The sequence below is a fragment of the Pseudomonas sp. 18.1.10 genome (assembly GCF_024655625.1).
GTDB lineage: Bacteria > Pseudomonadota > Gammaproteobacteria > Pseudomonadales > Pseudomonadaceae > Aquipseudomonas.
Map to the genome: position 1 here is coordinate 1 of NZ_JANLGL010000078.1, position 26486 is coordinate 26486.

The 26486-nt window shown below is 62.4% G+C and carries 26 protein-coding genes; 16 read left to right on the forward strand and 10 right to left on the reverse strand.

Features of this window, described 5'->3' with window-relative positions; genetic code table 11:
- Positions 1-99: 99 nt before the first annotated feature.
- The gene (locus tag NUV89_RS15185) at positions 100-837 is read left to right on the forward strand and encodes a DUF599 domain-containing protein (protein WP_257781955.1); all 738 of its coding nucleotides are present in this window, start codon (positions 100-102) and stop codon (positions 835-837) included.
- A 90-nt stretch (positions 838-927) separates the two neighbouring features.
- Here NUV89_RS15185 and NUV89_RS15190 read toward each other — a convergent pair whose 3' ends face one another.
- Positions 928-1179 carry a hypothetical protein gene (locus NUV89_RS15190; protein WP_257781956.1) on the reverse strand — a complete coding sequence of 84 codons (252 nt, stop codon included), beginning with the start codon at positions 1177-1179 and terminating at the stop codon, positions 928-930.
- A 158-nt stretch (positions 1180-1337) separates the two neighbouring features.
- Between NUV89_RS15190 and NUV89_RS15195 the strand changes: the two genes are divergently transcribed.
- The 4 genes from NUV89_RS15195 (at position 1338) to NUV89_RS15210 (ending at position 5046) form a co-directional block, all read left to right on the forward strand.
- A complete protein-coding gene (locus NUV89_RS15195) occupies positions 1338-1814 on the forward strand; it encodes a PaaI family thioesterase (RefSeq protein ID WP_257781957.1) in 477 nt (158 codons plus the stop codon).
- Complete coding sequence (locus NUV89_RS15200; protein WP_257781958.1) at positions 1811-2263, forward strand: PaaI family thioesterase; 453 nt, start codon at positions 1811-1813, stop codon at positions 2261-2263. Before NUV89_RS15195 ends, NUV89_RS15200 begins: the two co-directional genes overlap by 4 nt.
- A gap of 89 nt (positions 2264-2352) precedes the next feature.
- Complete coding sequence (gene htpG / locus NUV89_RS15205) at positions 2353-4257, forward strand: molecular chaperone HtpG (protein ID WP_257781959.1); 1905 nt, start codon at positions 2353-2355, stop codon at positions 4255-4257.
- A 66-nt stretch (positions 4258-4323) separates the two neighbouring features.
- Positions 4324-5046: a dienelactone hydrolase family protein gene (locus NUV89_RS15210; protein WP_257781960.1), complete on the forward strand. Its 723-nt coding sequence runs from the start codon at positions 4324-4326 to the stop codon at positions 5044-5046.
- 109 nt (positions 5047-5155) lie between these two features.
- On the opposite strand, the gene NUV89_RS15215 is transcribed toward NUV89_RS15210, so the two are convergent.
- Entirely contained in the window at positions 5156-6022 is an 867-nt protein-coding gene (locus tag NUV89_RS15215) for a pirin family protein (RefSeq protein ID WP_257781961.1), read from the reverse strand.
- A gap of 64 nt (positions 6023-6086) precedes the next feature.
- Positions 6087-6503 carry an OsmC family protein gene (locus tag NUV89_RS15220; RefSeq protein WP_257781962.1) on the reverse strand — a complete coding sequence of 139 codons (417 nt, stop codon included), beginning with the start codon at positions 6501-6503 and terminating at the stop codon, positions 6087-6089.
- 210 nt (positions 6504-6713) lie between these two features.
- Between NUV89_RS15220 and NUV89_RS15225 the strand changes: the two genes are divergently transcribed.
- Complete coding sequence (locus NUV89_RS15225) at positions 6714-8339, forward strand: methyl-accepting chemotaxis protein (RefSeq protein WP_257781963.1); 1626 nt, start codon at positions 6714-6716, stop codon at positions 8337-8339.
- Positions 8340-8526: 187 nt separating this feature from the next.
- Here NUV89_RS15225 and fabB read toward each other — a convergent pair whose 3' ends face one another.
- The 5 genes from fabB to NUV89_RS15250 all read right to left on the reverse strand — a co-directional run bounded on the left by fabB (position 8527) and on the right by NUV89_RS15250 (position 15427).
- Positions 8527-9747 (reverse strand): beta-ketoacyl-ACP synthase I, encoded by a 1221-nt coding sequence (gene fabB, locus NUV89_RS15230; protein ID WP_017734322.1) that lies wholly within the window; start codon positions 9745-9747, stop codon positions 8527-8529.
- An 11-nt stretch (positions 9748-9758) separates the two neighbouring features.
- Positions 9759-10274, reverse strand: a complete 516-nt coding sequence (gene fabA / locus NUV89_RS15235) for a 3-hydroxyacyl-[acyl-carrier-protein] dehydratase FabA (RefSeq protein WP_010211704.1) — start codon at positions 10272-10274, stop codon at positions 9759-9761.
- A gap of 248 nt (positions 10275-10522) precedes the next feature.
- Positions 10523-12424 carry an ATP-binding protein gene (locus NUV89_RS15240; RefSeq protein ID WP_257781964.1) on the reverse strand — a complete coding sequence of 634 codons (1902 nt, stop codon included), beginning with the start codon at positions 12422-12424 and terminating at the stop codon, positions 10523-10525.
- A complete protein-coding gene (locus NUV89_RS15245) occupies positions 12421-13350 on the reverse strand; it encodes an ABC transporter substrate binding protein (protein ID WP_257781965.1) in 930 nt (309 codons plus the stop codon). The genes NUV89_RS15240 and NUV89_RS15245 overlap by 4 nt, the downstream gene beginning before the upstream one ends.
- 1 nt (position 13351) lies before the next feature.
- A complete protein-coding gene (locus tag NUV89_RS15250; protein ID WP_257781976.1) occupies positions 13352-15427 on the reverse strand; it encodes a TonB-dependent siderophore receptor in 2076 nt (691 codons plus the stop codon).
- 234 nt (positions 15428-15661) lie between these two features.
- Between NUV89_RS15250 and NUV89_RS15255 the strand changes: the two genes are divergently transcribed.
- The 9 genes from NUV89_RS15255 to NUV89_RS15295 all read left to right on the forward strand — a co-directional run bounded on the left by NUV89_RS15255 (position 15662) and on the right by NUV89_RS15295 (position 23508).
- A complete protein-coding gene (locus NUV89_RS15255) occupies positions 15662-16687 on the forward strand; it encodes an NAD(P)H-dependent glycerol-3-phosphate dehydrogenase (RefSeq protein WP_257781966.1) in 1026 nt (341 codons plus the stop codon).
- 10 nt (positions 16688-16697) lie between these two features.
- Positions 16698-17045, forward strand: coding sequence for a DUF4389 domain-containing protein (locus NUV89_RS15260; protein WP_257781967.1), 348 nt, complete (start codon positions 16698-16700; stop codon positions 17043-17045).
- The gene (sixA, locus tag NUV89_RS15265) at positions 17042-17491 is read left to right on the forward strand and encodes a phosphohistidine phosphatase SixA (RefSeq protein WP_257781968.1); all 450 of its coding nucleotides are present in this window, start codon (positions 17042-17044) and stop codon (positions 17489-17491) included. Before NUV89_RS15260 ends, sixA begins: the two co-directional genes overlap by 4 nt.
- An 85-nt stretch (positions 17492-17576) precedes the next feature.
- Positions 17577-19226 (forward strand): AMP-binding protein, encoded by a 1650-nt coding sequence (locus tag NUV89_RS15270; RefSeq protein WP_257781969.1) that lies wholly within the window; start codon positions 17577-17579, stop codon positions 19224-19226.
- Positions 19227-19257: 31 nt separating this feature from the next.
- Positions 19258-19701, forward strand: coding sequence for a hotdog fold thioesterase (locus tag NUV89_RS15275; RefSeq protein ID WP_257781970.1), 444 nt, complete (start codon positions 19258-19260; stop codon positions 19699-19701).
- Positions 19702-19798: 97 nt separating this feature from the next.
- The gene (locus tag NUV89_RS15280; RefSeq protein ID WP_257781971.1) at positions 19799-20602 is read left to right on the forward strand and encodes an alpha/beta fold hydrolase; all 804 of its coding nucleotides are present in this window, start codon (positions 19799-19801) and stop codon (positions 20600-20602) included.
- Positions 20599-21453, forward strand: coding sequence for an alpha/beta hydrolase (locus tag NUV89_RS15285; protein WP_257781972.1), 855 nt, complete (start codon positions 20599-20601; stop codon positions 21451-21453). Before NUV89_RS15280 ends, NUV89_RS15285 begins: the two co-directional genes overlap by 4 nt.
- Before the next feature lie 102 nt (positions 21454-21555).
- Positions 21556-22374, forward strand: coding sequence for a DUF4892 domain-containing protein (locus NUV89_RS15290; RefSeq protein ID WP_257781973.1), 819 nt, complete (start codon positions 21556-21558; stop codon positions 22372-22374).
- 72 nt (positions 22375-22446) lie between these two features.
- Positions 22447-23508: an AI-2E family transporter gene (locus NUV89_RS15295; protein WP_017734309.1), complete on the forward strand. Its 1062-nt coding sequence runs from the start codon at positions 22447-22449 to the stop codon at positions 23506-23508.
- Positions 23509-23650: 142 nt separating this feature from the next.
- Here NUV89_RS15295 and NUV89_RS15300 read toward each other — a convergent pair whose 3' ends face one another.
- Complete coding sequence (locus tag NUV89_RS15300) at positions 23651-24688, reverse strand: HAMP domain-containing sensor histidine kinase (RefSeq protein WP_257781974.1); 1038 nt, start codon at positions 24686-24688, stop codon at positions 23651-23653.
- Positions 24688-25452 (reverse strand): response regulator, encoded by a 765-nt coding sequence (locus NUV89_RS15305; protein WP_032864664.1) that lies wholly within the window; start codon positions 25450-25452, stop codon positions 24688-24690. The genes NUV89_RS15300 and NUV89_RS15305 overlap by 1 nt, the downstream gene beginning before the upstream one ends.
- Positions 25453-25711: 259 nt before the next feature.
- Between NUV89_RS15305 and pyrF the strand changes: the two genes are divergently transcribed.
- The gene (gene pyrF / locus NUV89_RS15310) at positions 25712-26410 is read left to right on the forward strand and encodes an orotidine-5'-phosphate decarboxylase (RefSeq protein WP_257781975.1); all 699 of its coding nucleotides are present in this window, start codon (positions 25712-25714) and stop codon (positions 26408-26410) included.
- The last annotated feature ends 76 nt before the right edge of the window (positions 26411-26486 follow it).

Here is a 26486-nt window from a genome sequence, read left to right on the forward strand (position 1 = left end):
ACCAGTCACCGAATATGTTGACTGGACCACTGCTTTCGCGAGCAAGCCCGCTCCCACATTTTTGACCGTGTTCCCAACCCTTCATGGACAAGGACCCGCATGTCGTTCATCGAAACCAATCTGATCCACCTGCTTGCCGCGCTCTGGTTCGTCTTGTGCTGGGGCGGCTACACCCGCTATGCCACCTGGAAAGCGCGGGACACGGCCTGCCTGGCCAGCGTGCTGCATCTGTATCGCGAGGACTGGATGCGCCGCATGCTGATGCGCGACAACCGCATCGCCGATGCCAGCGTGATCGGCAACCTAGAGCGTAACGCCTCGTTCTTCGCCTCGAGCACCTTGATTATCCTCGCCGGTATTCTCACCGTGCTGGGGGCCTCGGAGCGGGCGGTGTCGTTGCTGGCGGACATTCCCATGGTGCAGCAGGCGTCCCAGGGCATGTCGGAAATCAAGTTGCTGTGCCTGGCACTGGTGTTCGTCTACGCCTTCTTCACCTTCAGCTGGTGCATGCGCCAGTACAACTTCGCAGCGGTGCTGGTGGGCTCGGCACCGATGATCGGTGAGCGGCATGTGTCGGAGCAGGAGCGCAAGGCGTTTGCCCTGCGTGCGGCGCGGGTGATTTCCATGGCGGCCAACCAATTCAACTTTGGCCTGCGCTCTTATTATTTCGGCATGACCATGTTGGCGTGGTTTGTCAGCCCCTGGTTGTTCATGTTGATGAGCACCGGGGTGGTGTTGGTGCTGTACCGTCGGGAGTTTCACTCCGACGCACTGCAAGTGATGGTGTATACGCAGACCGACACGCCGCTGCCGGAGGCGGTTAAAGAGGCGGCTTAACTAGCGCTGCAAATAAAAACGCCAGACAAAGTAAAGCCCGCTATCTAAGCGGGCTTTCTTTTTGCTGCAGCGCTATTTCTAGCCGCGGTCTCAAGAACCGGTGGCTGGTGTAGCAGGTGCAGCTTCTTTTGCAACAGCGGCGTTCGATTCAGCCTGAGCTTTGGCAGCTTCGGCGTTTTCTTTCGCAGCGTCGTTCACTTTATCCTGAGCCTTCGCCATGTCTTTCTGAGCTTGCTCGGAATGTGCAGCGGCGTCTTGAGCTTTGTCTTCGGATTTTTTGTCGCAGGCAGCGAGACCGAGGGCAGCAGCGAGCATCATGGAAATAGCTAAAGTCTTGCGCATGGGGTGTTTCTCCTTATTGAAGATATCTACTGGCCTTTCGAGCACGGTGCTCCGGCATTAGTTCCTTTTGTTTCACAGATATATAAAGCGCTGACTTAAAGGAACTTTTGCCCGCACCACCGATTTTGCGGATCAACACTAATAAGAGTCCCGAACGAATGACCGAAAACCCTTTGTTAGAGCGCGCGGCGCGCTTTGTATCGGCCTTGCGCCATTGTCAGGTGCTGGGTATTACCGCTCATCACGCGAGCGGGGAGGGCATCACGTTGATCTTGCCCTACGCCCCCCATCTGGTCGGTGATCCCAATACGGGCGTAATCCACGGTGGCGCCTTGACCTCCCTGATGGACACCGCCTGCGGCATGGCGACCCTGTGCGTCTTGCCCGAGTTCGAGGTGTGCCCGACCCTCGACCTGCGCATCGACTACATGCATCCAGCCGAGCCGCACAAGCCCGTGTATGGCTTCGCCCAATGCTACCGCGTCACCACCGACGTGATTTTCACCCGTGGCTTCGCCTACCAGGACGACCCGCAACAGCCCATCGCCCATGTAGTCGGCACGTTCATGCGCATGGGCAAGCGTCTCAAGGGCACACAAGGACTGGCCGGCGCCATCAAGGGAGAGCAGGCATGACACATCGATTCAAGACTCGCCTGGAACAGGCCCATGCGCGCGGCAACTACGACGAGCTGCTGGGCCTGATCCCCTACGCCAAGCTGATCGGCATCGAATGCACCCGTCTGGGGGATGAGTTGCTGTTTCGCCTGCCGGCGAGCAAGGACAATATTGGTAACCCGATATTGCCGGCCCTCCACGGCGGGGTGATTGCCGGCTTCATGGAGTTGTCGGCGGCGCTGCACTTGCTGGTATTTACCGGTGCGCCGGGCCTGCCGAAAATCATCGACTTCTCCCTGGACTACCTGCGCGCCGGCCAGTATCGCGACACCTACGCCAAGTGCCAGGTATGGCGCCAGGGCCGGCGGGTGGCGAATGTCGCGATCACCGCCTGGCAGAGCACTGCGGCGGAACCGATTGCCACCGCTCGCGCGCATTTCAAGATCGAGGAACCAAGCCGCCCTTGAAATCCTGGCCTTAGCCCCCAACTTGGATGACAACCCGCCGCCAATCATTGAGAAAGCGGCCACTGCCATCCAATTGGAGTTTGATGACCATGAGCGTGGAAACTCAAAAGGAAACCCTGGGCTTCCAGACCGAGGTGAAGCAACTGCTGCACCTCATGATCCATTCGCTGTATTCCAACAAGGAAATCTTCCTTCGCGAATTGATCTCCAACGCCTCTGACGCTGTCGACAAATTACGTTTCGAAGCCCTGTCCAAGCCTGAGTTGCTGGAAGGCGGCGCCGAACTGAAAATCCGTGTGAGCTTCGACAAGGACGCCAAGACCGTCACCCTCGAAGACAACGGCATCGGCATGAGCCGTGAAGACGCGATTACCCACCTGGGTACCATCGCCAAATCCGGCACCGCTGATTTCATGAAGAGCCTGTCGGGCGATCAGAAGAAAGATTCGCACCTGATCGGCCAGTTCGGCGTGGGCTTCTACTCGGCCTTTATCGTTGCCGACGAAGTTGAAGTGTTCAGCCGTCGTGCCGGCCTCGACGCCAGCGAAGGCGTGCACTGGTCGTCCAAAGGTGAGGGCGAATTCGAAATCGCCACCATCGACAAGGCTGACCGTGGCACGCGCATCGTGCTGCACCTCAAGGCCAATGAAGATGAGTTTGCCGACGGCTACCGCCTGCGCAATATCATCAAGAAGTACTCCGACCATATCGCTCTGCCCATCGAGCTGCCGAAAGAACAGGCTGCGGCCGAAGGCGAAGAAACACCTGCCCAGGAATGGGAAGTGGTCAACCGCGCCAGCGCCCTGTGGACCCGTCCTCGTACCGAAGTCAAAGACGAGGAATACCAGGAGTTCTACAAGCACATCGCCCACGATTACGAGAACCCGCTGAGCTGGAGCCACAACAAGGTCGAAGGCAAGCTGGAATATAGCTCGCTGCTCTACGTACCGGCCCGTGCGCCGTTCGACCTGTACCAGCGTGAAGCGCCAAAAGGCCTCAAGCTCTACGTGCAGCGCGTGTTCGTGATGGACCAGGCGGAATCCTTCCTGCCGCTGTACCTGCGCTTTATCAAAGGCGTGGTCGACTCCAATGACCTGTCGCTGAACGTGTCGCGGGAAATCCTGCAGAAAGACCCGATCATCGACTCCATGAAGTCGGCGTTGACCAAGCGCGTGCTGGACATGCTGGAAAAACTGGCGAAGAACGAGCCTGAGCAATACAAGGGCTTCTGGAAAAACTTCGGTCAGGTCATGAAAGAAGGCCCGGCTGAAGATTTCGCCAACAAGGAAAAAATCGCCGGGCTGCTGCGCTTTGCTTCGACTCACGAAGACGGTGGCGAGCAAGTGGTGTCTCTGGCCGAGTACCTGGCGCGGGTCAAGGAAGGTCAGGACAAGATCTACTACCTGACCGGCGAAACCTACGCCCAGGTCAAGAACAGCCCGCACCTGGAAGTCTTCCGCAAGAAAGGCATCGAAGTGCTGCTGCTGACCGACCGTATCGATGAGTGGCTGATGAGCTACCTCAGCGAGTTCGACGGCAAGTCGTTCGTCGACGTGGCCCGTGGTGACCTGGACCTGGGTAACCTGGACTCCGAAGACGAGAAGAAAGAAGCCGAAGAAGTCGCCAAGGCCAAAGAAGGCCTGGTGGAGCGAATCAAGACCGCCCTGGGCGATGCTGTCAGCGAAGTGCGGGTTTCCCACCGTCTGACCGATTCCCCGGCGATCCTGGCCATCGGCGCACAGGACCTGGGCATGCAGATGCGCCAGATCCTCGAAGCCAGCGGCCAGAAGGTTCCAGATTCCAAGCCGATCTTCGAATTCAACCCGGCTCACCCGCTGATCGAGAAACTCGACGGCGAGCAGAGCGAAGAGCGCTTTGGCGACCTGTCGCACATCCTCTTCGACCAGGCGGCCCTGGCCGCTGGCGAAAGCTTGAAGGACCCGGCCGCCTACGTGCGCCGCCTGAACAAGCTGTTGGTTGAACTGTCGGTCTGACACCGTTGTAGAAAAGCCCGCTTCGGCGGGCTTTTTCGTTCTCGTGCACCTCAACTGGAGTAAATGATGAGCCAAGTCACTGTGCGTTCCGTGGTCTATCAGCTTGATGGCCAGTCCTACGAAAGCCGCCTCGCGTTCGATGCCGCCCACAAAGGTCCGCTGCCGGGCCTGTTGATGGCGCCGAACTGGATGGGGGTGAGTGCGGGTGCCGAAGAGATCGCCAAGAGCGTTGCCAGTAAAGGCTACGTGGTGCTGATCGCCGACTTGTACGGGCAAACCGTACGCCCATCGAATGGCGATGAGGCCGGCGCGGCGATGATGCCGTTGAAAAACGACAACCCGGAACTGCTCAAGCGTATGCAGGCGGCCTTTGCGCAACTGCAAGCCCAGGCCGAGGTGGATACCGCGAAGCTGGCGACCTTTGGCTTCTGCTTTGGCGGCTTCTGCTCGCTGGAGCTGGCGCGTACCGGCGCACCGTTGAAGGCCGCCGTGTCGTTCCACGGCACCATCGACACACAGAACCCAGAGGGTGCGAAGCACATCAAGGGTTCAGTGCTGGTGCTGCACGGCGCGTCCGACCCATTGGTGCCGAGAGAGCAACTGCCAGCGTTTGAAGTAGAAATGAACGCGGCTGGGGTGGATTGGCAGTTGCTGAGCTACGGCGGCGCCGTGCATTCCTTCACCGACCCGCACGCCAATGTGCCGGGTAAGATGATGTACGACGCGAAGACAGCCAAGCGGGCGTTCAAGTCGATGCATGATTTGTTGGATGAAGTGTTCCAGGGCTAAAGCTTTAGCGCCTGTTCCGGCCTCTTCGCGAGCAAGCCCGCTCCCACATTCGACCGTATTTCTTCAGCATAAACGCGGTCAAATGTGGGAGCGGGCTTGCTCGCGAATGCTATCTCACAGGCAGCTCTATCCTGTCTGTTTCACCGGGCACCGTCGGCCAATCCCCAGCCGCCCAACGCTGCCGAGCCTGCTCGATCACCGCCGGATCACTCGCGACAAAATTCCAATTGATCCGCCGTGGCCCATCCAACGGCGCGCCACCAAACACCACCAGGTGGCACTCCGTCTCGGCAAACAACGCCATCTCCTGACCCTTCGGCAACACCACCAGGCTGTGCACCTCCAGCGGCTCACCGTCCAGTTGCGCTTCACCTTCCAGCACATACACCGCCCGTTCCTCGTGCTCGTCAGGAATCAGCAGCGTGGTGGCCGTCTGCATCCGCACTTCGGCATACAGCGTCGGCGACAGCACCGGCACCGGTGACTTCAGGCAGAAGCCGCTACCCGCGATCAGGCGAACCTGCACCCCCAGGTTGTCACTGAGCGGCAGGCTCGCCGCCGGGTGATGGCTGTAGTGGCCCGGCCCGGTCTCGTGGTCCTTGGGCGAGGCCAGCCACACTTGCAGGCCGTGCAGGCTGAATCCTGCGGCCTTGACGGCCTCGGGCGTACGTTCGACGTGGGCAATCGCGCTGCCGGCGGTCATCCAGCTGACGTCGCCAGCCTGCACCACCTGGTCCGAGCCCAGGCTGTCCTTGTGCTGCAAGGCGCCGTCGAACAGGTAGGTGAGGGTGGACAGGCCGATATGCGGGTGCTGGCGGATATTCATGCCGCTGCCCGGCGCATAGCGGGTCGGCAACATATGGTCGAAAAACACGAACGGTCCGACGCTGCGGCATTCGCGCGAGGGCAGCGGGCGCAGGATCGGCTGGCCTTCCACGTCTTCGGGGCGTGGGCGGATCACGGTAAGGGCGGTCATGGCAGGTCCCAGTCTGAGCGGGTTGGATGACGTTGAGCATAACCCGCTCGCCGGGATGTTGCTGTTACTGGCTGAACGCGCCTTCAGACAATTGAGTGTCGATGCTGATCTCGGCGGTGGTCATCAGTTTGTGCACCGGGCAGCGGTCGGCCACGCGGTGCAGCTCGTCGCGCTGGGCATCGGTGAGCACGCCCTTGAGAGTCAGCTTGACGTTGAGCTTGTACTTGCCCTTTTGCTCCTCAGAGGCGTCGTGGGTGACTTCCACGGTCACGCCGGTGAGCGGGATGTCCTTTTTCTGCGCGTAGAGTTTCACGGTCAAGGCCTTGCAGGAGGCCAGGGCAGCGTCGAAGTAGTCGTGGGGGGAGGGCGCCGAGTCATCGCCACCGAGGCTCTTGGGCAGGTCGGTGAACAGCTCGTGGTGGTTGATGTTCACGCTGTGGCGAAAGTTGTCGTGGTTGAGGGTATTGACGGTAACGGGCATGGCAAACCTCACAAGAAGGGCAGGATGAAGGTCATGCAGTTATAGAGCATGGGCGCGTGCGGGTGTTCCCTGTTTTCTACAATCAGTTTCGTCGCGATTGTGCTAGGGGTTTATATCGCGTTTTCGTCTTACGCAAAGTGGCGCAAGGGCCGATACCTTCAAGAGCAGCCAGCTGCAAATGGATGCAGCGCATTTGGAAGGAACCAAGGCATGAGTATCAGAAGTCTGAATATCGCCCCACGCGCCGGCCTGGGCTTTGGTGTGTTGGCGTTGATGGTGTTCGCGTTGGGCGGCTTCGCCCTGTTGCAGATGGCCAATATGCGCCAGCAGTCGGACCAGGTGGAAAATAACTGGCTACCCAGCGTGATGGCGGTGGGGGAGATGAGCCAGGACCTGTTGCGGGTGCGTGCGCTGACCTTGCGCCTGTTGCTCAATCGCGACCCCCAGGCGTTGGCACAGAACGAGCAGAAGCTTGGCGACCTCAAGAACGGCCTGCACCAGGCGCAGAGCTTGTATGAAGCGTTGATCGTGCTGCCCGAGGAACGCACGCTGTTCGACCGTTTCAAGGCCCAGGAGCAGCAATACCTGCAACGTCAGGAGCAGGTCATGGGGCTTTCCAAGAACAATCAGTTGGACGACGCGGTCAAGGTGGTCAACGGTGAGATGAATCAGCTCGCCGACGAAATGGCCGTCACCTTGCACGCCCTGGTTAACCTCAACAAAACCAATGCCAACCTGGCCGCGAGCGTGGCGCAGAGCGTGTTCAGCCAGTCGCGCAGTTGGGTGGTGGGCATGATTGCGCTGACGGCGCTGATTACCATCGGCCTGGCCGTGTGGCTGACGCGCAGCATCGTGCTGCCCCTGGCGCAGTCGCTGAAAGTCGCCCAGGGCGTGGCCAGTGGCGATTTGACCGGGGAGATCAACATCACCGGCAAGGACGAGCCCGCGCGTTTGCAGCAAGCGCTCAAGGGCATGCAGGAACACCTGCGCGACACTATCCGGCAGATCGCCGAATCGTCGAACCAATTGGCCTCCGCTTCCGAGGAGCTCAGTTGCGTGACCGAGGATGCCACCCGTGGCCTGCACCAGCAGAACCAGGAAATCGAGCAGGCGGCGACGGCGGTCAATCAGATGACGGCGGCCGTGGAAGAGGTGGCGAGCAACGCGGTGGCCACGTCCCAGGCGTCCCGGGAGTCCGACCGCATCGCCCAGCAAGGGCGCGAGCAGGTGCAGCAGACGGTGGTGTCCATCGAGGCGCTGGCCTCGGATGTGACCGCCAATGCCACGCAGGTCGAGGACTTGGCGCAGAAGGTCTATGGCATCAGCAAGGTGTTGGATGTGATTCGTTCGATTGCCGAACAGACCAACCTGTTGGCGCTGAATGCGGCCATCGAGGCCGCGCGGGCCGGGGACGCCGGGCGTGGGTTTGCAGTGGTGGCCGATGAAGTGCGGGCGCTGGCGCATCGCACGCAGCAGTCGACCCAGGAAATCGAGCTGATGATTAGCGGGATCCAGCAGGGCACCGATCAGGCGGTGACCTCAATGCAGCAAAGCAATACGCGGGCGCATGCCACGCTGGATATCGCCAAATCGGCGGGGACGGCGCTGGAGGCGATTGCGTCGGCGTTTACCTTGATTAATGAGCGCAACCTGGTGATCGCCAGTGCGTCGGAGCAACAGGCGGCGGTGGCGCGGGAGGTGGATCGCAACCTGATGAACATCCGCGATCTGGCGCATCAGACGTCCACCGGGGCGAACCAGACCAGTGCGGCGAGCCAGGAGTTGTCGCGGTTGGCGGTGGATTTGAACACCATGGTGGCGCGGTTTTCGGTGTAGGGCTCAGAATCCGGTTGGCCCCTTCGCGAGCAAGCCCGCTCCCACATTTGAGCGCATTCCAAAGGATGTACTCGGTCAAATGTGGGAGCGGGCTTGCTCGCGAAGCAGACGACTCGGTCTAAAATCCAGCGCCCATAAAAAAGCCCCGAACCAGTCGGGGCTTTTTCATGCAATCAAGCGACAGGCCTTACTTACCCTGCCAGCGTTTCAGCACCAGGGTGGCGTTAGTGCCACCGAAGCCGAAGCTGTTGCTCATCACGGTGTCGATCTTGGCGTTTTCAACGGTCTTGAGCTGGATCGGCATGTCAGCGACGGCCGGGTCCAGTTCATCGATGTTGGCCGAGCCGGCAATGAAGTTGCCTTCCATCATCAGCAGGCAGTAGATCGCTTCGTGAACGCCGGCGGCGCCCAGGGAGTGACCCGACAGGCTCTTGGTGGAGCTGATGGCCGGAGCCTTGTCGCCGAATACCGCACGCACGCCTTCCATTTCCTTGGCGTCGCCGACCGGAGTCGAGGTGCCGTGGGTGTTCAGGTAGTCGATTGGGGTATCCACGGTGGACATGGCCATCTGCATGCAACGGATGGCGCCTTCACCGCTTGGCGCAACCATGTCGTAGCCGTCGGACGTCGCGCCGTAGCCAACGATTTCCGCGTAGATCTTGGCACCACGGGCCAGAGCGTGTTCCAGCTCCTCGACCACCACCATGCCGCCACCGCCGGCGATGACGAAACCGTCACGCTTGGCGTCGTAGGCGCGGGAGGCCTTTTCCGGGGTTTCGTTGTATTGGGTAGACAGTGCGCCCATGGCGTCGAACAGGAACGACTGGCTCCAATGCTCTTCTTCACCGCCGCCGGCGAACACGATGTCCTGCTTGCCCAGCTGGATCTGCTCAACCGCCGTACCGATGCAGTGCGCACTGGTGGCGCAAGCGGAGGAGATCGAGTAGTTCACGCCCTTGATGGCAAATGGCGTGGCCAGGCAGGCCGAAACGGTGCTGCCCATGGTCCGCGTTACGCGGTACGGGCCGACGCGCTTCACGCCTTTTTCGCGCAGGATGTCCAGCGCTTCCATCTGGTTGAGGGTCGATGCGCCGCCCGAACCGGCGATCAGGCCAGTGCGTACGTTGGAAACCTGGTCTTCGCTCAGGCCGGAGTCGGCGATCGCGTCTTTCATGGCCAGGTAGGCGTAGGCGGCAGCGTGGCCGACGAAGCGATAGATCTTGCGATCGATCAGCTCTTCGAGGGGCAGGTCGATGGAGCCGGAAACCTGGCTACGCAGACCCATTTCGGCATATTCCGGGTTGAAGCGGATGCCAGGGCGACTTGCACGCAGGTTAGCGGTGACGGTCTCTTTGTCATTGCCCAGGCAAGAAACGATGCCCAGACCAGTGATAACGACGCGGCGCATGCGGATAACCCTTAAAAGTTGTCAGTGGAAGTGAATACGCCAACCCGAAGGCCTTCGGCAGTATAGATCTCGCGACCGTCGACGCTCACCGAACCATCGGCGATGGCCAGGTTCAGCTTGCCCTTGAGGACGCGCTTGATTTGAATGTTGTAGGTGACTTTCTTGGCGGTCGGCAGGACCTGGCCAAAGAACTTCACTTCGCCCGAACCCAGGGCGCGACCGCGACCCGGCAGGCCTTGCCAGCCGAGGAAGAAACCGACCAGCTGCCACATGGCGTCTAGGCCCAGGCAGCCTGGCATTACGGGATCGCCTTCAAAGTGGCAGGCAAAGAACCACAGGTCCGGGGTGATATCCAGCTCGGCGACCAATTCACCTTTGCCGTACTTGCCACCCTCTTCGCTGATATGGGTGATGCGATCCACCATCAGCATGTTCGGGGCGGGCAGTTGCGCGTTACCTGGGCCGAACAGCTCACCGCGACTGCAGCGCAGCAGGTCTTCCCGGGTAAAGGCGTTTTGTTTGGTCATGCGAGCTCCTCAATAATCCCATGCGGCAGGGTAGGGTAAATCTTCCCGAACCGACTGAAGCGTTACGCCTCATACCGGCAGCCTACACATAGACTATTGCGTTGTAGTGAAAGTCACAGCGGCAAGGCACTGAATGTACACTTGTTCACTGAAATTTTAAACCGGGCCTGTTTATCGGTCCGTTTGGGTGCCTAAGACTGCCGCACTTTCGTCTTTCACGCCAGTCGGAGTTGGCTGATGGCGCGGCGCTATTGCACCCAACGTTGCAGGATTTGCTGCAAATCCGTGCGTTTGAATGGCTTGGCCAGGTAATCGTTCATTCCGGCGGCCAGGCAGGCTTCCCGGTCGCCCTGCAAGGCGTTGGCGGTGAGGGCGATGATCGGCAGGTCGGCGCAGCCCGGCAATTGGCGGATCTGCCGGGTTGCCTCGTAGCCATCGATCAGCGGTAACCGGCAGTCCATCAGGATCGCGGTGAAAATCAGGCTTTCGGCACTGCGGATCGCCTCGGCGCCGTCGGTGGCCAGGCTGACTTCAAAGCCCAGGCTGCGCAACATGGCTTCGACCACGGTGCGATTGACCGGGTTGTCCTCCACCAGCAACACATGGCGGCCATCACCGGCGCTGCTTTTGCCGTCGCTGTCATGGGCGATCTTCGGCAAGTATTGCTGGTCGATGGCCAACGGAATTTCCAGGGTAAACACCGAACCGCGGTTTTCTTCGCTTTGCGCGCGCAACGTGCCGCCCATGCGTTCGGCCAGGGTGCGGGCGATGGGCAGGCCCAGGCCAGTGCCGCCGTAGCGTCGCGAGATGGAGCTGTCGGCCTGCTGGAACGCGTCGAACATCAACTCCAGGCGCTCGGCCGAAATGCCAATGCCGCTGTCACGCACCGTGCAGGTAAACCACAGCAGTTCGTGATCGAGGGGTTGCCACTGCGGCTCGATGGTCACGTTGCCCTGTTCGGTGAACTTCAAGGCGTTGCCGATCAGGTTCACCAGGATTTGCCGGATGCGGGTCGGGTCGCCCTGCACTTGCAAGGCGGCCATGCCCGGCGGAATCAGCAGCTCCAACACCAGCCCGCGTTGCACGGCACTGTGCTGGAAGGCTTGGGCGCAGCTGTTAATCAGGTCTGCCAGGTTGAACGGAATGTGCTCCAGCTCCAGGGCGGCGCGTTCGATGCGCGAGAAGTCGAGGATGTCGTTGATGACCTTGAGCAAATGCTCGGTGGACTCGGAGGCCAGCGCCGCGTATTCGGTCTGCTCCTCGGTCATCTCGGTGGTTTCCAGCAGCTGCAACATGCCCAGTACGCCGTTCATCGGCGTGCGCAGCTCATGGCTCATCATCGCCAGGAAATCCGACTTGGCGTTGTTCGCCCGCTCCGCCTCTTCGCGGGTCTGGATCAACTGGGCCATGGCCTGGTGTTGCTCGCGGCTGGCCTGGTTGAGGCCTTCGGCCAGGTTGTTGATATGCCGCGACAGGTCGCCCAGCTCCGAGTCATCGACAATCGGCAGCGGGGTCTTGTAGTCGCCTTGCTGGATCGCCTTGACCGCGTGGCCCATGGCGCTGATCGGCTGCGACAGGCTCGCGGCCAGGCGCCGCGCCAGCAGAAAGGTAAACAGCAGGGCGAACAGCGCCAGGATGCCCGCCTTGAAGAGGATTTCCTGCTGGCGTTGGCTGAACGCGTCGTTGGACATGCCGACGATCACCCGCCCCAGGTAATCCGCGCGGGGCGCCTTGGGTTCGTTGAGGTTGTCCTGGAAAAAATCATTGCCCAGCTGGATATGTTGCAGGCGGATCGGCGCCTGGAACACCTTGACCGACAGCGAACGGTCGTGGGTTTCCGACGGTTGTTCGACATACACCAGGATGTTCTCGGCACTGTCCTGGATCTCCAGGAAGCGCACATGGGGCGTCGCCAATGTCGCGCGCAACAGGCTCTCCAGCACATCGTTGTTGCCGGAAATCACCCCGTATTCGGTGGCGGGCGCCAGCTGGTTGGCGATCAGTTGGCCGGTGTGGTCCAGCTCCTGACGCAAATCCTGGATGCGCACGAAGGTAAAGAAGCTGATTAACAGCAACGTCAGCAACAGCGCCGGGCCCAGGGTGATGAGCTGGGTGCGGGTGTTGATATCCCAACGACGACGCAGGGTCATGGGCGTTTTTCTCCTTCGGCCAACCGGGCGGCGACGTCGGTTTCATCAACCTCTTCGAGCCCCAGCGAGCGTGCGACTTGCGGGTTGCCCGCGACTTTGAAGTGTTCCGGGTACAGCGTGCGTGGCCAACTGGCCGGTGGCTGGTCGAGCAGGCGGTCGAGCACCGCGAGCCAATCGCTTTGGTCGCTGTAGGCGCTGGCCAGGCTGCCGGCGCGGACGAAGCCGGCATTGGGCCCCACCAGCGGCAATTGCCGGGCGTAGCTGCTCAACAGCAGGTTTTTCGCGGTTTTCGGGTTGTAGAGTTGCGGGTCATCGAGGCCGAGCAGCACATCACTGCTTTTGAACAGGTTTAGCAACGGACGGCTGTCATTGGTGTTTTCCCACAGCTGCGGCACCACTTCCAGGCCCATGGGCGTGGCGTACTCGAGCAGTTCTTGCAGGAGGAATTCGCTGTCGGCCGCGTAGAGCACGCCGATGCGCCGGGCCTGGGGCAGGATGTTGGCGATCAGGTGCAGCTGGCGCGCCAGCGGTGGGTCGCTCCACAGCAGGCTGATCCTGGCCGGCAGGTGGCTGCCCAGGCGCTGCCGGGCTTGCAGGCGGCTGATGCGCAGCACCAGGGTCGGCGGGCCCTGGGCGTCTTGCAGGCGCCAGTCGAGGCTGGCCAGGTCCAGCAGGATCAAGCGCGTGCTGGAGGGCAGGTGGCTGGGTGTGGGCAAGTCCTTGAGCGGGGCGAAGGTCACGTGGTCGTCCGGGCGTTCCTTGGCCAGGGCTTCGGTGAAGGCTTGCACGCCGGCGCCGCCTTCGGCCGCGGTCAGCAGGATCTCGGCACTCCAGGTCGGTGCGGTGAACAGCAGGCACAGCCACAGCAGGGCGCGGCGCCACAACCGTGGCGTGCAGACGAGGGTCATCCTTGACTGAGCGCCCATGTCAGAACTCTAGCTCCGCACTGAAATAGAGCACATGACGGGAGTCGTAGTGGTTGTCGGCCCAGGTGGTGGGCTGGTTATCGAGGCGTTGTTGCAACATGCCGGCCAGCTCCACGTTGGCTTTGCCCAGGGCAATGCGCTTGGCCACCCGCAGGTCGACCCGTTCGAAGCGATATTGGTTGAGCGCGTCGTCGCCATAATAGAACAGCGCGCTGGACCAGCCCCGGCCCCATTCCCGCAACCAGCCGGCCGAGCCACTGTTGCGCGCGGTCTGGGCCTTGTCCCTGGGGTTGCTGGTGGTGGCGTCGACGTAAGCATAGGTCAGCCGCAGGCGGTCGGCGCTGCTCATACGCCAGTCGAACTGGGATTCGGCGCCGGTAAACCGCGAGCTGTTGGCGTTGCTGGCAATGTACTGGTTATTGCGCAGCGGCGAACTAATCATCTGGGTGATTTCGTCGTAGAACAGCTTCACGTCCAGGTTCAGCCCGATGTCGGCGAAGAAGCCGTTGTAACCCAGTTCCCGCGAGCGCATCAGCTCTTTGTCGAGGTTGCCCGGGCCACGTGTCACCACGAAGTACTGGCCGGTATTCTGCCCGTAGGCCGGGGAGCTGAGGTTGGTGACGCGGTAGCTCCAGTTGACGTTGTTCTCGAACATGTCCGGCGAGCGGATCGCCTCGGAATACACCGCGCGCAAGCCGTGGCGCGGGTTAATCAGGTAGTTGACCGCCACCCGTGGCGTCAGCGAGCTGCCGCTCAGGTGGGTGTCTTCGAACATCGCCCCGCCCTGCAACAACCAGTGCTCGCTGGCGCGCCATTCCAGTTGGCCGAACAGGCGCCAGGTGGTGTCGTCCAGGGTGCCGTTGAAGTAGGTGTCGGAGTCGGCGCGGTCATATCGGTAATTCACCCCGCTGACCAGGCGCAGGCTGTCGGACAGGCTCAGGGTGTCCTGGAGCTCCAGGTCGTAACGGCTTTCGCGGGTGCTTTGGTTGATGTCGCCGCACACGCTCTCTTTGGCGCCGGTGCGCCACTGGGTCAGAACCTGCTCGGCCAGCGCGCGTTCGTCAGCGCTGCCGGGTGGGGCGGCGCTATAGCTGTCCATGTGCCGCGCCAGCTGCTCGGCATAGTTCGGGTTGAGTTGCCACAGCCGCGTCAATTCGGGGCTGAACGAGACCTTGGCGTCGCAGGCCTTCCAGATCTGCTGGCGGTCCCATTGCTGGGCCGAGCCTTGGATATACAGGCTGTGCTCGGGGTTGAAATCGAAGTTCCAGCGCAGGGATGCGGCGTAGTCCTTGGCCGCGACGTCGGAATTGTTGCCACCTTCGGTAATCCCGGCGAATACCGGCGTGTAGGTATAGGGCCGCTGGTTGGTCCCTTCCTTGGCATTCAGTTGCCAGTCGATGCTTTGTTGCGCGTTCAACGTCTGGCTCACGGCCAGGCTGAAGCGGTTGAGGCGGCGGCTGTCACGGCGGTCGGCGCCGGCGGCATCGCTGTCAAAGCCGTCGTCTTGTTGCCCGGACAGGGACAGGCGCAGGTCGCCGGTGTCCCAGCGCACGCCCTGGCTGGCGTAGTAGTCGTTGATCCCGCGCTCACCACGGATGACTTTCATCCGCGTGCCCTGGCTGTTGGCCGGCGAGCGCGTGAGGATATTGACTACCGCCATCAGCGCGTTGGCGCCGTAGCTGACGGTGTTGGGGCCACGGAACACTTCGATGCGCTCGATATCTTCCATGGCCACTGGAATGTCGCTCCAGTCCACGGTCGCCAGGCCCGCGCGGTACACCGAGCGCCCGTCGATCAACACCTGCATGCGCCGTGCGTCGCTGGCACTGGTGCCGTGGTAGTTCACCGCCGCCTGGTTGCCGGTGGTGTAGCCGACCATCATCCCCGGCACCAGGCGCAGCAGTTCGCTGATATCCCGCGCGCCGCTGGCCTTTATCAACTCGCTGTCGATCACCGTCATGCTGCCTGGTACGGCGGCGGCCGATTGCTTGAGGCGCGTGGCGGTCAGTACCTGCGGCAGCGGTTGGCTGTCGAGGAACAGATCGTCGGCCAGCACCGTGCCGCTGCACAGCAGCATCAACAACAGAGATGAACGGGGAGAGGGGCCCAAATGCACGGAACGGCCTTGATAATTGCGGATAGCCGCCCATGTTAACTGAGGTCGGGCCATTTGCCAGTCGTAGGACTTGCAATTACTTCACACAAACGTGGCATTTTCTGACAAACCCACGAATTGACGCGGGGGCTGGCCGCAAGCGGGTCGCTCCGTATAATGCGGCCATCGCCACTGGTATGGATTAACGGATTGCATATGACTGAACAGCGCCCTATTGCGGTCCTCGGAGGCGGAAGTTTTGGCACCGCCGTGGCTAACCTGCTGGCCGAAAACGGCCACGCGGTACGCCAGTGGATGCGTGATCCCGAGCAGGCCGAGGCCATCCGGGTACACCGCGAGAATCCCCGTTACCTTAAAGGCATCAAGATCCACGCGGCCGTCGAACCCGTCACGGACTTGCTGGCGACCCTGACCGAGTGCGAGCTGTGCTTCGTCGCACTGCCGTCCAGCGCCTTGCGCGCGGTGCTGGCGCCCCATGCCGAACGCTTGGCCGGCAAGCTGCTGGTCAGCCTGACCAAGGGCATCGAGGCGCAGACCTTTATGCTGATGAGTGAAATCCTCACCGAGATCGCGCCCCAGGCGCGCATTGGCGTGTTGTCCGGGCCGAACCTGGCGCGGGAAGTCGCCGAGCACGCGCTGACGGCCACGGTGATCGCCAGTGAAGATGAGGAACTGTGCGAGCGCGTCCAGGCCGTGCTGCATGGCCGCACCTTCCGCGTCTACGCCAGTGGCGACCGCTTTGGTGTCGAACTGGGCGGCGCACTGAAAAACGTCTACGCGATCATCGCCGGCATGGCGGTGGCGCTGGGCATGGGCGAAAACACCAAGAGCATGCTGATTACCCGCGCGCTGGCCGAGATGACCCGCTTTGCGGTGAACCAGGGCGCCAACCCGATGACCTTCCTCGGCTTGGCCGGCGTGGGCGACTTGATCGTCACCTGCTCGTCGCCGAAAAGCCGCAACTACCAGGTCGGTTTCGCCCTGGGCCAGGGCTTGAGCCTGGAGGACGCGGTGACGCGCCTGGGCGAAGTGGCCGAAGGCGTCAACACCCTCAAGGTGCTGAAGGCCAAGGCCCAGGAAGTCGGCGTGTATATGCCGTTGGTCGCTGGGTTGCACGCGATCCTGTTTGAAGGGCGCACCTTGAACCAGGTCATTGAGCTGCTGATGCGCGCCGAGCCGAAAACCGATGTCGATTTTATTTCCACCAGTGGTTTCAACTGAGGAACGCGTCATGAACGATCCGAAAGCAGCGCCCAAGTACGAATCCATTCTCCTGCGCATCTTGTGGATGCTGGTGTTTGCCCTGGTGTGGCAGGTTGCGCAGTTCCTGCTCGGCGCCCTGGTCGTCGTGCAGCTGATCTACCGCCTGGTGTACGGCGCACCGAACCTGGGCCTGATGAACTTCGGCGACAGCCTCAGCCAGTTCCTCGCGCAGATCGGCCGCTTCGGCAGCTTCCATACCGAGCAAAAGCCGTGGCCATTCGCCGATTGGCCAACCCCGCGCGCACCGGAGGGCGAAGCCGCCCACAGCGTGCCGCCGGCACCGCACCCCGTGCGCGATGAAGAGCCAAAACTGTGAAGCTGTGGATTTTGCGCCACGGTGAGGCCGAAGGGCATGCCCGCACGGATGCCGAGCGCAACCTCACCGAACAGGGCCGTGGCGAAGTCTTGCGCAGTGCTGCGCACCTGATCGGCCAGCCCCTCAGTGCGATCATCGCCAGCCCCTATGTGCGGGCGCAGCAGACCGCCCAACTGGTGCGCCAGGCCTTGGGCTTTGAGCCGCAAATCCGCACGGTGCCGTGGCTGACCCCCGAGGGCAACCCGCTGCAGGTGCTGGAACAGCTCGACACCGATGACAACGTGCTGCTGGTCAGCCATCAGCCGTTGGTGGGCGGCCTCATCAGCTTTTTGCAGCATGGCCATCAGCGTCAGCCGCAACCGATGCACACCGCGAGCCTCGCGGAACTGGAAGGGGATTTTCCGCTGGCGGGGCTGATGAGCCTGGTCAGCGTGAAGAATCCGTAGGCTGGATCGCTACTTTGTGTGTGCTATATAGTCAGCCAAGCAAGTGCTTGGTTGGCTATGTTTGGACCACACAGGAGCGCGTCCCATGCCCGTCGCTTTTCGTTTACCGTTGCAGGTCTTCTTTGAACGTGAAGCGCGCCATCCGCGCAAAACCTTTCTGGTCCAGCCTGTCGGCGGGGGCGAGGTGCACAGCCTCACGTGGGGCGATGTCGGCCACCAGGCCCGTTGCGCCGCGCACTGGCTGCGCGCCCGCGAACTGCCCCGTGGTTCGCACATTGCCCTGATCTCGAAAAACTGCGCGCACTGGATCATCGCCGACCTGGCGATCTGGATGGCCGGGCATGTCTCGGTGCCGCTGTACCCCAACCTCACTGCCGACTCTGTCGCCCATGTGCTGACGCACTCCGAGGCGGCGCTGGTGTTTGTCGGCAAGCTCGACGATTGGCCCGCGATGGCGCCCGGTGTGCCCAAAGGCGTGCCAACCATCAGCCTGCCGCTGTGCCCGCCCGACACATTTGATTTCAGTTGGGCCGACCTGCAAGCCTGCACGCCCATTCAAGACAACCCGGAGCCTGCGGCATCGGACCTTGCGACCATCATCTACACCTCCGGCACCACCGGCCTGCCCAAAGGCGTGATGCACAGCTTCGGCGCCCTGGGCTTTGCCGCGACGCGCGGCACCGAAGTGTTTGGCCTGGGGGAGGGCGACCGGTTGTTGTCGTACTTGCCGCTGTGCCATGTGGCCGAGCGGATGTTTGTCGAGATGGCCGCTATCTATACCGGGCAAACCGTATTTTTCGCCGAGAGCCTGGACACCTTTCTGACCGACCTGCGCCGGGCGCGGCCGACGGCGTTGTTTGGTGTGCCGCGCATCTGGACCAAATTCCAGCTGGGCGTCTACGCCAAGATCCCGCAAAAACGCCTCGACACCCTGTTGCGCCTGCCGTTTATCGGCAAGCGTGTGGGCCATAAAGTGCTTGCCGGCCTTGGCCTGGATGCGTTGCGCATCGCCCTGTCCGGCGCCGCGCCGGTGCCCGAGGCGCTGCTGCGCTGGTATCAACGGCTGGGCCTGGATGTGCTGGAGGTGTACGGCATGACCGAAAGTTGCGGTTACTCCCACGTGTGCCGCCCCGGCCAGCAGACAATCGGCTGGATCGGCCAGCCATGCCCGGGTGTCGAAGTGCGCATCGACGCCTTGGGCGAAGTGCAGGTGCGCAGCGGCGCGACCATGCTCGGTTACTTCAAGGACCCCGAGAAGACCGCCGAGACCCTCACCGCCGATGGCTTCCTGCGCACCGGCGACAAGGGCGAGCAGGACGCCGATGGCCGCCTGCGCCTGACTGGGCGGCTTAAAGAGATCTTCAAGACCAGCAAAGGCAAATACGTGGCCCCGGCGCCGATTGAAAACCGCCTGGCCGAACATGCCCACATCGAGCAGGTGTGCGTGGTCGGTGATGGCCTCGGCGCGCCGATTGCGCTGTGTGTGCTGTCGACGCTGGCGCATGACCGTCAAGCCCTGCAGACCAGCCTTGAACGCTGGCTGGAGGCGGTCAACCAGGGGCTGGATAAACATGAGCGCCTGCGCCAGTTGGTGGTGGTCAATGACAGCTGGGCGGTGGAAAACGGCTTCCTCACGCCGACCCTGAAGATCAAGCGCAACGTGATCGAATCGACTTACGGTGCACATTTACAGACGTGGAGCGAGCGTTCCGAATCCGTTCTGTGGCAGGATTAGGCTCATCATAAAACCAACAAAGGACGACCCCATGGGCCTGTGGCGCACCCAACCGAACATCGAACACCTCAACGCGATCCAGAAAAACACCATTGGTGAACTGCTGGATATCCGCTTCGAAAGCTTCGACGACGAATCCCTGACCGCCAGCATGGTGGTCGATCACCGTACCCATCAGCCCTACGGCCTGCTGCACGGCGGCGCGTCGGTGGTGCTGGCGGAAAGCGTCGGCTCCATGGCGGCCTACCTGTGTATCGACGCCAGCAAGTTCTATTGCGTGGGCCTGGAGGTCAACGCCAACCACCTGCGCGGTGTGCGCAGCGGGCGGGTGACGGCGGTGGCGCGGGCGATCCATATCGGCCGCACGACCCAGGTGTGGGACATCCGCTTGACCAGCGATGAAGGCAAGGCCAGTTGCGTCTCGCGCCTGACCATGGCCGTGGTGCCGTTGGGCGAGCAGCCGCCGGCGCGATAGGCGTGGCGTGAGTGTCATCATTCCTGGCAGTTACAGTCATTGCTGTGGCGGCCAGGCGTGGGGACAATCGCTTTCTGTTTTTGTAGATGAGTCCGGTATGTCGCAGCACGTGTTTTTTGCCCACGCCAATGGTTTCCCTTCGGCTACGTACGGCAAGTTGTTTGCCGCCCTGGCCCCGGAATACGCCGTGGCTCACTTGCCGCAGCACGGGCACGACCCCAGGTTTCCGGTGGACGACAACTGGCAGAACCTGGTGGACGAGTTGATCCATCATTTGGAACTGCAACCGGAACCGGTGTGGGGCGTCGGCCACTCCCTGGGTGGCGTGCTGCATCTGCACGCGGCCATGCGCTGCCCGCAGTTGTACCGTGGCGTGGTGATGCTCGACTCGCCGGTGCTGACCCGTGCCGACCGCTGGGTGATCCGCGCCGCCAAGCGCCTGGGCTTTATCGACCGCCTGACCCCGGCCGGGCGCACCCTGGGCCGGCGTGAAGAGTTCAATGACCTGGACAGCGCGCGCAGTTACTTCGCCGGTAAAACCCTGTTTCGCGGTTTCGACCCGGAATGCTTCGACGCCTACCTGCAACACGGCCTGCACCAGGTGGGCGACCGCCTGCGCCTGCGCTTCGACCCGGCCACCGAAATCAGCATCTACCGCGGCGTGCCCCACACCAGCCCCGGCCAGGTGCGCCAGTTGAAAGTACCACTGGCAGTGGTGCGCGGCCGCCAGAGCCGGGTAGTGATGCGTCACCATGCCAGCGGTGTCGATCGCCTGCCCATGGGCGAAATGCTCACCATGCCCGGCGGCCATATGTTCCCCCTCGAACGCCCCCAGGACACCGCGACCTTGATTAAGAACCTGTTCTCCCGCTGGGCCGCCCGTGAGGGCAACTGCCCATGAGCGTGCCGGTCGAAGAAGTGCGCCTGAGCCTGCCCCATATAGAGCTGGCGGCTCACTTGTTTGGTCCCGAGGACGGCTTGCCGGTGATCGCCCTGCATGGCTGGCTGGACAACGCCAACAGCTTTGCGCGGCTGGCGCCGAAATTGGCGGGTTTGCGTATCGTCGCCCTGGACATGGCGGGGCATGGGCATTCGGCGCATCGTCCCACGGGGGCCGGTTATGCCTTGTGGGATTACGTCCACGATGTGCTGCAAGTCGCCGAACAACTGGGCTGGAAACGTTTTGCATTACTTGGCCACTCAATGGGCGCCATCGTGTCCCTGGTGCTGGCCGGTGCGTTGCCGGAGCGCGTGACGCACCTGGGATTGATCGACGGCGTGATCCCGCCGACCGCCAGTGGCGAGAACGCCGCCGAGCGCCTGGGCATGGCGTTGCAGGCGCAATTGGACCTGCAAGACAAGCGCAAGCCGGTCTACGCCACGCTGGACCGTGCCGTCGAAGTGCGCATGAAAGGCCTGGTGGCGGTCAGCCGCGAAGCCGCCGAACTGTTGGCCCAGCGCGGTTTGATGCCGGTGCCGGGCGGTTACACCTGGCGTACCGACAGCCGTTTGACCCTGGCCTCACCGATGCGCCTGACCGACGAACAAGCCATGGCCTTCGTGCGGCGGGTGGCTTGCCCTACGCAGTTGGTCGTCGCCGCTGACGGCATGCTGGCGAAACATCCCGAATTGCTTTCCCAACTGCCGTTCAGCGTGACCACGCTGCCAGGCGGCCATCATTTGCACCTGAATGACGAGTCCGGCGCGGCTCTTGTTGCAGACTGTTTCAATCGCTTCTTCTCTGCGCCTTGACTTGGCGGGGTCAACTGCCGAGGCTGGGCGGATTGAAAGGGAGCCAACCATGAACCATCTCAACACTGCTATGACCTCCGCTGGCCACGGCGCGTTGATTCTATGAGCGTGCGTAACGGCTGTATCCGTATCCTCGGGCTAAGCCTGCTCAGCCCAATGGTGTTCGCCGCCGACGTGCCGGGTAGCCAGGACCTGCCCGCCGTGGCCCGGCAAGTCGACGCGCAAATCGTCGATTACCGCCCCGCCGAAGAAAAGGAACGCATCTACCCCATGGGTGCGATCCGCAAGATCAGCGGCCAGTTGCGCTACGAAGGCCAGGCCACCGCACGGGGCCAGGCCACGGCGATTACCTATGAGTTGCCTGCCGAGCACAGTTCCAGCACCGCGTTTACCGCCACGCGTGAAGCGTTGCAGGCCAAAGGCGCGCAGCTGTTGTTCTGGTGCAAGGCCCGTGATTGCGGCGAAAGCAGCCTGTGGGCCAACGAAATTTTCGGCAACGCCAAGCTGGTGGGCGCCGACAGCGAGCAGGAATATCTGCTGCTGCGCCTAGCCGAGCCGCAAGCCAACAGCCTGATTGCGCTGTACGCCATTACCCGTGGCAACCGCCGTGCCTATCTGCACGTGGAGCAGTTGGATGCCGGCACGCCGCTGGGCGACCTGCTGCCCACCTCGGCCACGCTGTTGCGCGAGCTGAAAAGCACCGGCGAGCTGGACTTGCCGAAGTTGGGCGCCGAGCCGGATGACACCTGGCTGACCCTGATTTCCCGCGGGCTCAACCTCGACACCACCCTGCGTGTCAGCCTCGCCGGCCCGAATGCCGAAGCCTGGCGCCAGGCCTTGATCGACAAGGGCGTGCGTGCCGCGCGCCTGGAAACCGGCACGGGCGACACCCAGGGCCTGCACCTGCATCTGATACGCTAGGCGTGATCGGGCGAACGGCCCCGCGCCGTTCGCCTAAGCTGTCTTCCTAACGCCTTCTGCTCGAGATACCCCATGCTCAATAACGATCGCCTGCTGGTGCAAATCCTGCTGCTGGTGCTGTTTGGTGCCAGCTTCTGGGTCATGGCGCCGTTCTGGTCGGCGCTGTTCTGGGGCGCGGTGCTGGCGTTTGCCAGCTGGCCGCTGATGCGTTTGCTGACCCGCGCCCTGGGTGGCCGTGAATCCTTGGCCGCCGGCATCCTGACCCTGGGCTGGATGCTGCTGGTGGCGGTACCGCTGGTGTGGCTGGGGTTCAACCTGGCGGATCATGTGCGCGATGCGGTGGCGCTGATTAAGGATATTCAGGTCGATGGCCTGCCCGAAGCGCCGACCTGGCTGGGCTCGATCCCGTTTGTCGGCGAGCGTTTGGTGGGCATGTGGGACACCATCGACCAGCAGGGCGCGGCCTTGATGGTCACGCTCAAACCCTACCTGGGCCAGGTTGGCAACTGGTTGCTGGCGCGCAGTGCGCAGATCGGCGGCGGCATCCTGGAGCTGACCCTGAGCCTGGTGTTCGTGTTCTTTTTCTACCGTGACGGGCCGCGCCTGGCGATGTTCGTGCACCGCCTGCTGGAGCGCTTGATCGGTGACCGTGCCGGTTACTACATCGAACTGGTGGCGGGCACCGTGCAACGGGTGGTCAACGGCGTGATCGGCACCGCGGCGGCCCAGGCGCTGCTGGCGTTGATCGGTTTCCTGATCGCCGGTGTGCCGGGCGCGCTGGTGCTGGGCATCGTCACGTTCCTGCTCAGCCTGATCCCCATGGGCCCGCCGCTGGTGTGGATCCCGGCCACGGCCTGGCTGGCGTGGAAGGGCGACTACACCTACGCGGTGTTCCTGGGCGTGTGGGGCACGTTCATCATCAGCGGCGTCGACAACGTGCTCAAGCCGTACCTGATTAGCCGTGGCGGTAATCTGCCGCTGGTGATCGTGCTGCTCGGGGTGTTTGGCGGCTTGATTGCGTTCGGGTTTATCGGCTTGTTTATCGGCCCGACGTTGTTGGCGGTGGCGTATAGCTTGCTGATGGATTGGAGTGCGACCCAGGCGCAAGGCCGCCGGGAAGACAAACCCTTATAACTGGCAGGTCTCGATCAGTGTGGGAGCGGGCTTGTGTGGGAGCGGGCTTGCTCGCGAAGGCGGTGGTTCAGTCACCAGATGCATTGACTGGCACACTGCTTTCGCGAGCAAGCCCGCTCCCACATTGTTCTGCGCCAGCCTGTCAGGTTCTGGGTAGCCACATGACAGCAGTCAACCCGCCGCCTGGGGTTTCTTCCAGGCTCAGCTTCCCACCCAAGCGCTCCGCCGCATCCTTGGAAATCGTCATCCCCAAACCAACGCCACCGGAATTGCGGTTGCGCGAGCCTTCCAGGCGAAAGAACGGTTCGAACACCGCCTCACGCTGATCCGCGGCAATACCCGGCCCGTGGTCGATCACGCGGATGATTAGGGCCTCGCGGCTGTCTTCCAGTTCGATCCGCGCCGTGCCGGCATAGCGCAAGGCGTTGTCGATCAGGTTGTTGAGGCACGAGCGCAAGGCCATCGGTTGGACCTGCAACGGCACGCACGTGCCGCCGTATTGCACGTCGGAGCCTTGGTCCTGGGCGTTCTCGCTCATCGACTCCACCAGCGCCTGCACGTCGAGCCAGTGCCGGGTCTCGCTGGTGCGTTGTTCGTGCAGGTAGCTCAGGGTCGCGTCGAGCATGCCGATCATGTCGTTGAGGTCCTGGCGCATCTGGCCCTGCAACTTGGGGTCTTCGATCTGCTCCAGGCGCAACTTGAGGCGCGACAGCGGCGTGCGCAGGTCGTGGGACACCGCGCCGAGCATGCGCGCACGCTGGCTGACCTGTTCGCGGATACGCCGTTGCATCAGGTTGAAGGTCGACGCGGCCTGTTTCGCCTCGCGCGGCCCGGACTCGTCGAGGGGCGGGCTGTCGAGGTCCAGGCTCAGGCGCTCGGCGGCTTCGCTGAGGCGCTGGATCGGCCGGCTCAGCAGCTTGGCGCCGTACCACGCGGCGATAATCAGCGAGATGAACTGGAATGTCAGCGGCACCACCGGCCCGCCAAACCAGGGGCGGCGATGTTCCTTGTTCAGCGGCACCATCCTGCCATCCGGTTGCTCGATGAAGGTTTCCTGGGGCGGCGGCGGTGGCGGGCCGTAATAGCGGAACCAGGCGATGGCCAGCACGTGGGCGAGGATGATCGCCACCAGCAATACGCCGAACAGCCGCCCGAACAACGTATTGAAGGTGGCACGCATCAGCCGATATCCCGGGCGTCGAACAGGTAGCCTTCGCCGCGCACGGTCTTGATTAACTGCGGCGCCTTGGGGTCATCGCCGAGTTTCTGGCGCAGGCGCGAGACCAGCAAATCGATGCTGCGGTCGAAGGCTTCGATGGAGCGCCCACGGGCCGCATCCAGCAACTGTTCGCGGCTCAGTACGCGGCGAGGCCGTTCGATAAACACCCACAGCAGGCGGAACTCGGCGTTGGACAGCGGCACCACCAGGCCATCGTCGGCCACCAGTTGGCGCAGCACGCTGTTCAGGCGCCAATTGTCGAAGCGGATATTGGCGCGCTGTTCGGTGCGGTCATCACGCACGCGGCGCAGGATGGTCTGGATGCGCGCCACCAGTTCGCGCGGTTCGAACGGCTTGGACATATAGTCGTCGGCGCCCAGTTCCAGGCCAATGATGCGGTCGGTGGGTTCGCAGCGGGCGGTGAGCATCAGGATCGGGATGTCCGACTCCCCGCGCAGCCAGCGGCACAGCGACAGGCCGTCTTCCCCCGGCAGCATCAGGTCGAGCACCACCACGTCGAAGGTTTCCGCCTGCATGGCCACGCGCATGGCGGCGCCGTCGGTGACGCCGGTGGCGAGGATGTTGAAGCGCGCCAGGTAGTCGATCAGCAGTTCACGGATCGGCACGTCGTCATCGACAATCAGCGCGCGGGTGTTCCAGCGCTTTTCATCGGCGATCACCGAACCTTTGTGCTCGTCGTTCATAGAGACGGGAGGGGTATGCATAGTGCGATCATCTGCCTGGTTGTGACGGTCAGCATAGGCGCCCAGCCCCATGGCTGGAAGTGCTGGACGGTGGGTCGTGCGGGCGAGGCTAGCGGTGGGGCGTGTTGGGGGCATGTCGTGAATGTATCAGCTTTGAAATAATTGCCCGAAATGCCCGCCGGAGTGCGCTCTGTCAGTATTTACCGATCATCGGATCCCGCAACGCCGCCGCTTGCGCTACAATCCGCGCCGATTTCGACTTGCCTGAGAGCCCATTCCAATGTCCGTCTGCCAGACTCCTATCATCGTCGCCCTGGATTACCCCACTCGTGACGCCGCACTGAAGCTGGCTGACCAGTTGGACCCGAAGCTTTGCCGGGTCAAGGTCGGCAAGGAACTGTTCACCAGCTGCGCCGCAGAAATTGTCGGCACCCTGCGTGACAAAGGCTTCGAAGTGTTCCTCGACCTTAAATTCCACGACATTCCCAACACCACCGCCATGGCCGTGAAAGCCGCCGCCGAAATGGGCGTGTGGATGGTCAACGTGCACTGCTCCGGTGGCCTGCGCATGATGACCGCCTGCCGTGAAGTGCTGGAGCAGCGCAGCGGCCCGAAACCGCTGCTGATCGGTGTGACCGTGCTCACCAGCATGGAACGCGAAGACCTGGCTGGCATCGGCCTGGACATCGAGCCACAGGAACAGGTGTTGCGCCTGGCGGCGCTGGCGCAGAAAGCCGGCCTTGATGGCCTGGTGTGCTCGGCGTTGGAAGCCCAGGCGCTGAAGACTGCGCATCCGTCGCTGCAACTGGTGACCCCGGGGATTCGTCCGGCGGGCAGTGCGCAGGATGACCAGCGCCGAATCCTGACGCCGCGTCAGGCGTTGGATGCAGGTTCGGACTACTTGGTGATTGGTCGTCCGATCAGCCAGGCGGCGGACCCGGCGCAGGCGTTGGCGGCAGTGGTTGCCGAGATCGCCTGATATCTGGAGTCAGCACGCTTAAAAATGTGGGAGCGGGCTTGCTCGCGAAGGCGGTGTGTCAGTCATTACATCCGGT

What these genes read in the sequence shown, in the direction of transcription:
- NUV89_RS15275 (WP_257781970.1), top strand. Translation starts at nt 19,258, where the DNA reads ATGGGCCTGTGGCGCACCCAACCGAACATCGAACACCTCAACGCGATC.
- NUV89_RS15185 (WP_257781955.1), top strand. Translation starts at nt 100, where the DNA reads ATGTCGTTCATCGAAACCAATCTGATCCACCTGCTTGCCGCGCTCTGG.
- NUV89_RS15215 (WP_257781961.1), bottom strand. Translation starts at nt 6,022, where the DNA reads ATGACCGCCCTTACCGTGATCCGCCCACGCCCCGAAGACGTGGAAGGC.
- NUV89_RS15295 (WP_017734309.1), top strand. Translation starts at nt 22,447, where the DNA reads ATGCTCAATAACGATCGCCTGCTGGTGCAAATCCTGCTGCTGGTGCTG.
- NUV89_RS15245 (WP_257781965.1), bottom strand. Translation starts at nt 13,350, where the DNA reads ATGGGCGCTCAGTCAAGGATGACCCTCGTCTGCACGCCACGGTTGTGG.
- NUV89_RS15220 (WP_257781962.1), bottom strand. Translation starts at nt 6,503, where the DNA reads ATGCCCGTTACCGTCAATACCCTCAACCACGACAACTTTCGCCACAGC.
- NUV89_RS15255 (WP_257781966.1), top strand. Translation starts at nt 15,662, where the DNA reads ATGACTGAACAGCGCCCTATTGCGGTCCTCGGAGGCGGAAGTTTTGGC.
- NUV89_RS15190 (WP_257781956.1), bottom strand. Translation starts at nt 1,179, where the DNA reads ATGCGCAAGACTTTAGCTATTTCCATGATGCTCGCTGCTGCCCTCGGT.
- NUV89_RS15305 (WP_032864664.1), bottom strand. Translation starts at nt 25,452, where the DNA reads ATGCATACCCCTCCCGTCTCTATGAACGACGAGCACAAAGGTTCGGTG.
- NUV89_RS15300 (WP_257781974.1), bottom strand. Translation starts at nt 24,688, where the DNA reads ATGCGTGCCACCTTCAATACGTTGTTCGGGCGGCTGTTCGGCGTATTG.
- NUV89_RS15225 (WP_257781963.1), top strand. Translation starts at nt 6,714, where the DNA reads ATGAGTATCAGAAGTCTGAATATCGCCCCACGCGCCGGCCTGGGCTTT.
- fabA (WP_010211704.1), bottom strand. Translation starts at nt 10,274, where the DNA reads ATGACCAAACAAAACGCCTTTACCCGGGAAGACCTGCTGCGCTGCAGT.
- htpG (WP_257781959.1), top strand. Translation starts at nt 2,353, where the DNA reads ATGAGCGTGGAAACTCAAAAGGAAACCCTGGGCTTCCAGACCGAGGTG.
- NUV89_RS15270 (WP_257781969.1), top strand. Translation starts at nt 17,577, where the DNA reads ATGCCCGTCGCTTTTCGTTTACCGTTGCAGGTCTTCTTTGAACGTGAA.
- NUV89_RS15260 (WP_257781967.1), top strand. Translation starts at nt 16,698, where the DNA reads ATGAACGATCCGAAAGCAGCGCCCAAGTACGAATCCATTCTCCTGCGC.
- pyrF (WP_257781975.1), top strand. Translation starts at nt 25,712, where the DNA reads ATGTCCGTCTGCCAGACTCCTATCATCGTCGCCCTGGATTACCCCACT.
- NUV89_RS15290 (WP_257781973.1), top strand. Translation starts at nt 21,556, where the DNA reads ATGAGCGTGCGTAACGGCTGTATCCGTATCCTCGGGCTAAGCCTGCTC.
- NUV89_RS15195 (WP_257781957.1), top strand. Translation starts at nt 1,338, where the DNA reads ATGACCGAAAACCCTTTGTTAGAGCGCGCGGCGCGCTTTGTATCGGCC.
- NUV89_RS15210 (WP_257781960.1), top strand. Translation starts at nt 4,324, where the DNA reads ATGAGCCAAGTCACTGTGCGTTCCGTGGTCTATCAGCTTGATGGCCAG.
- fabB (WP_017734322.1), bottom strand. Translation starts at nt 9,747, where the DNA reads ATGCGCCGCGTCGTTATCACTGGTCTGGGCATCGTTTCTTGCCTGGGC.
- NUV89_RS15280 (WP_257781971.1), top strand. Translation starts at nt 19,799, where the DNA reads ATGTCGCAGCACGTGTTTTTTGCCCACGCCAATGGTTTCCCTTCGGCT.
- NUV89_RS15200 (WP_257781958.1), top strand. Translation starts at nt 1,811, where the DNA reads ATGACACATCGATTCAAGACTCGCCTGGAACAGGCCCATGCGCGCGGC.
- NUV89_RS15240 (WP_257781964.1), bottom strand. Translation starts at nt 12,424, where the DNA reads ATGACCCTGCGTCGTCGTTGGGATATCAACACCCGCACCCAGCTCATC.
- NUV89_RS15285 (WP_257781972.1), top strand. Translation starts at nt 20,599, where the DNA reads ATGAGCGTGCCGGTCGAAGAAGTGCGCCTGAGCCTGCCCCATATAGAG.
- NUV89_RS15250 (WP_257781976.1), bottom strand. Translation starts at nt 15,427, where the DNA reads ATGCTGCTGTGCAGCGGCACGGTGCTGGCCGACGATCTGTTCCTCGAC.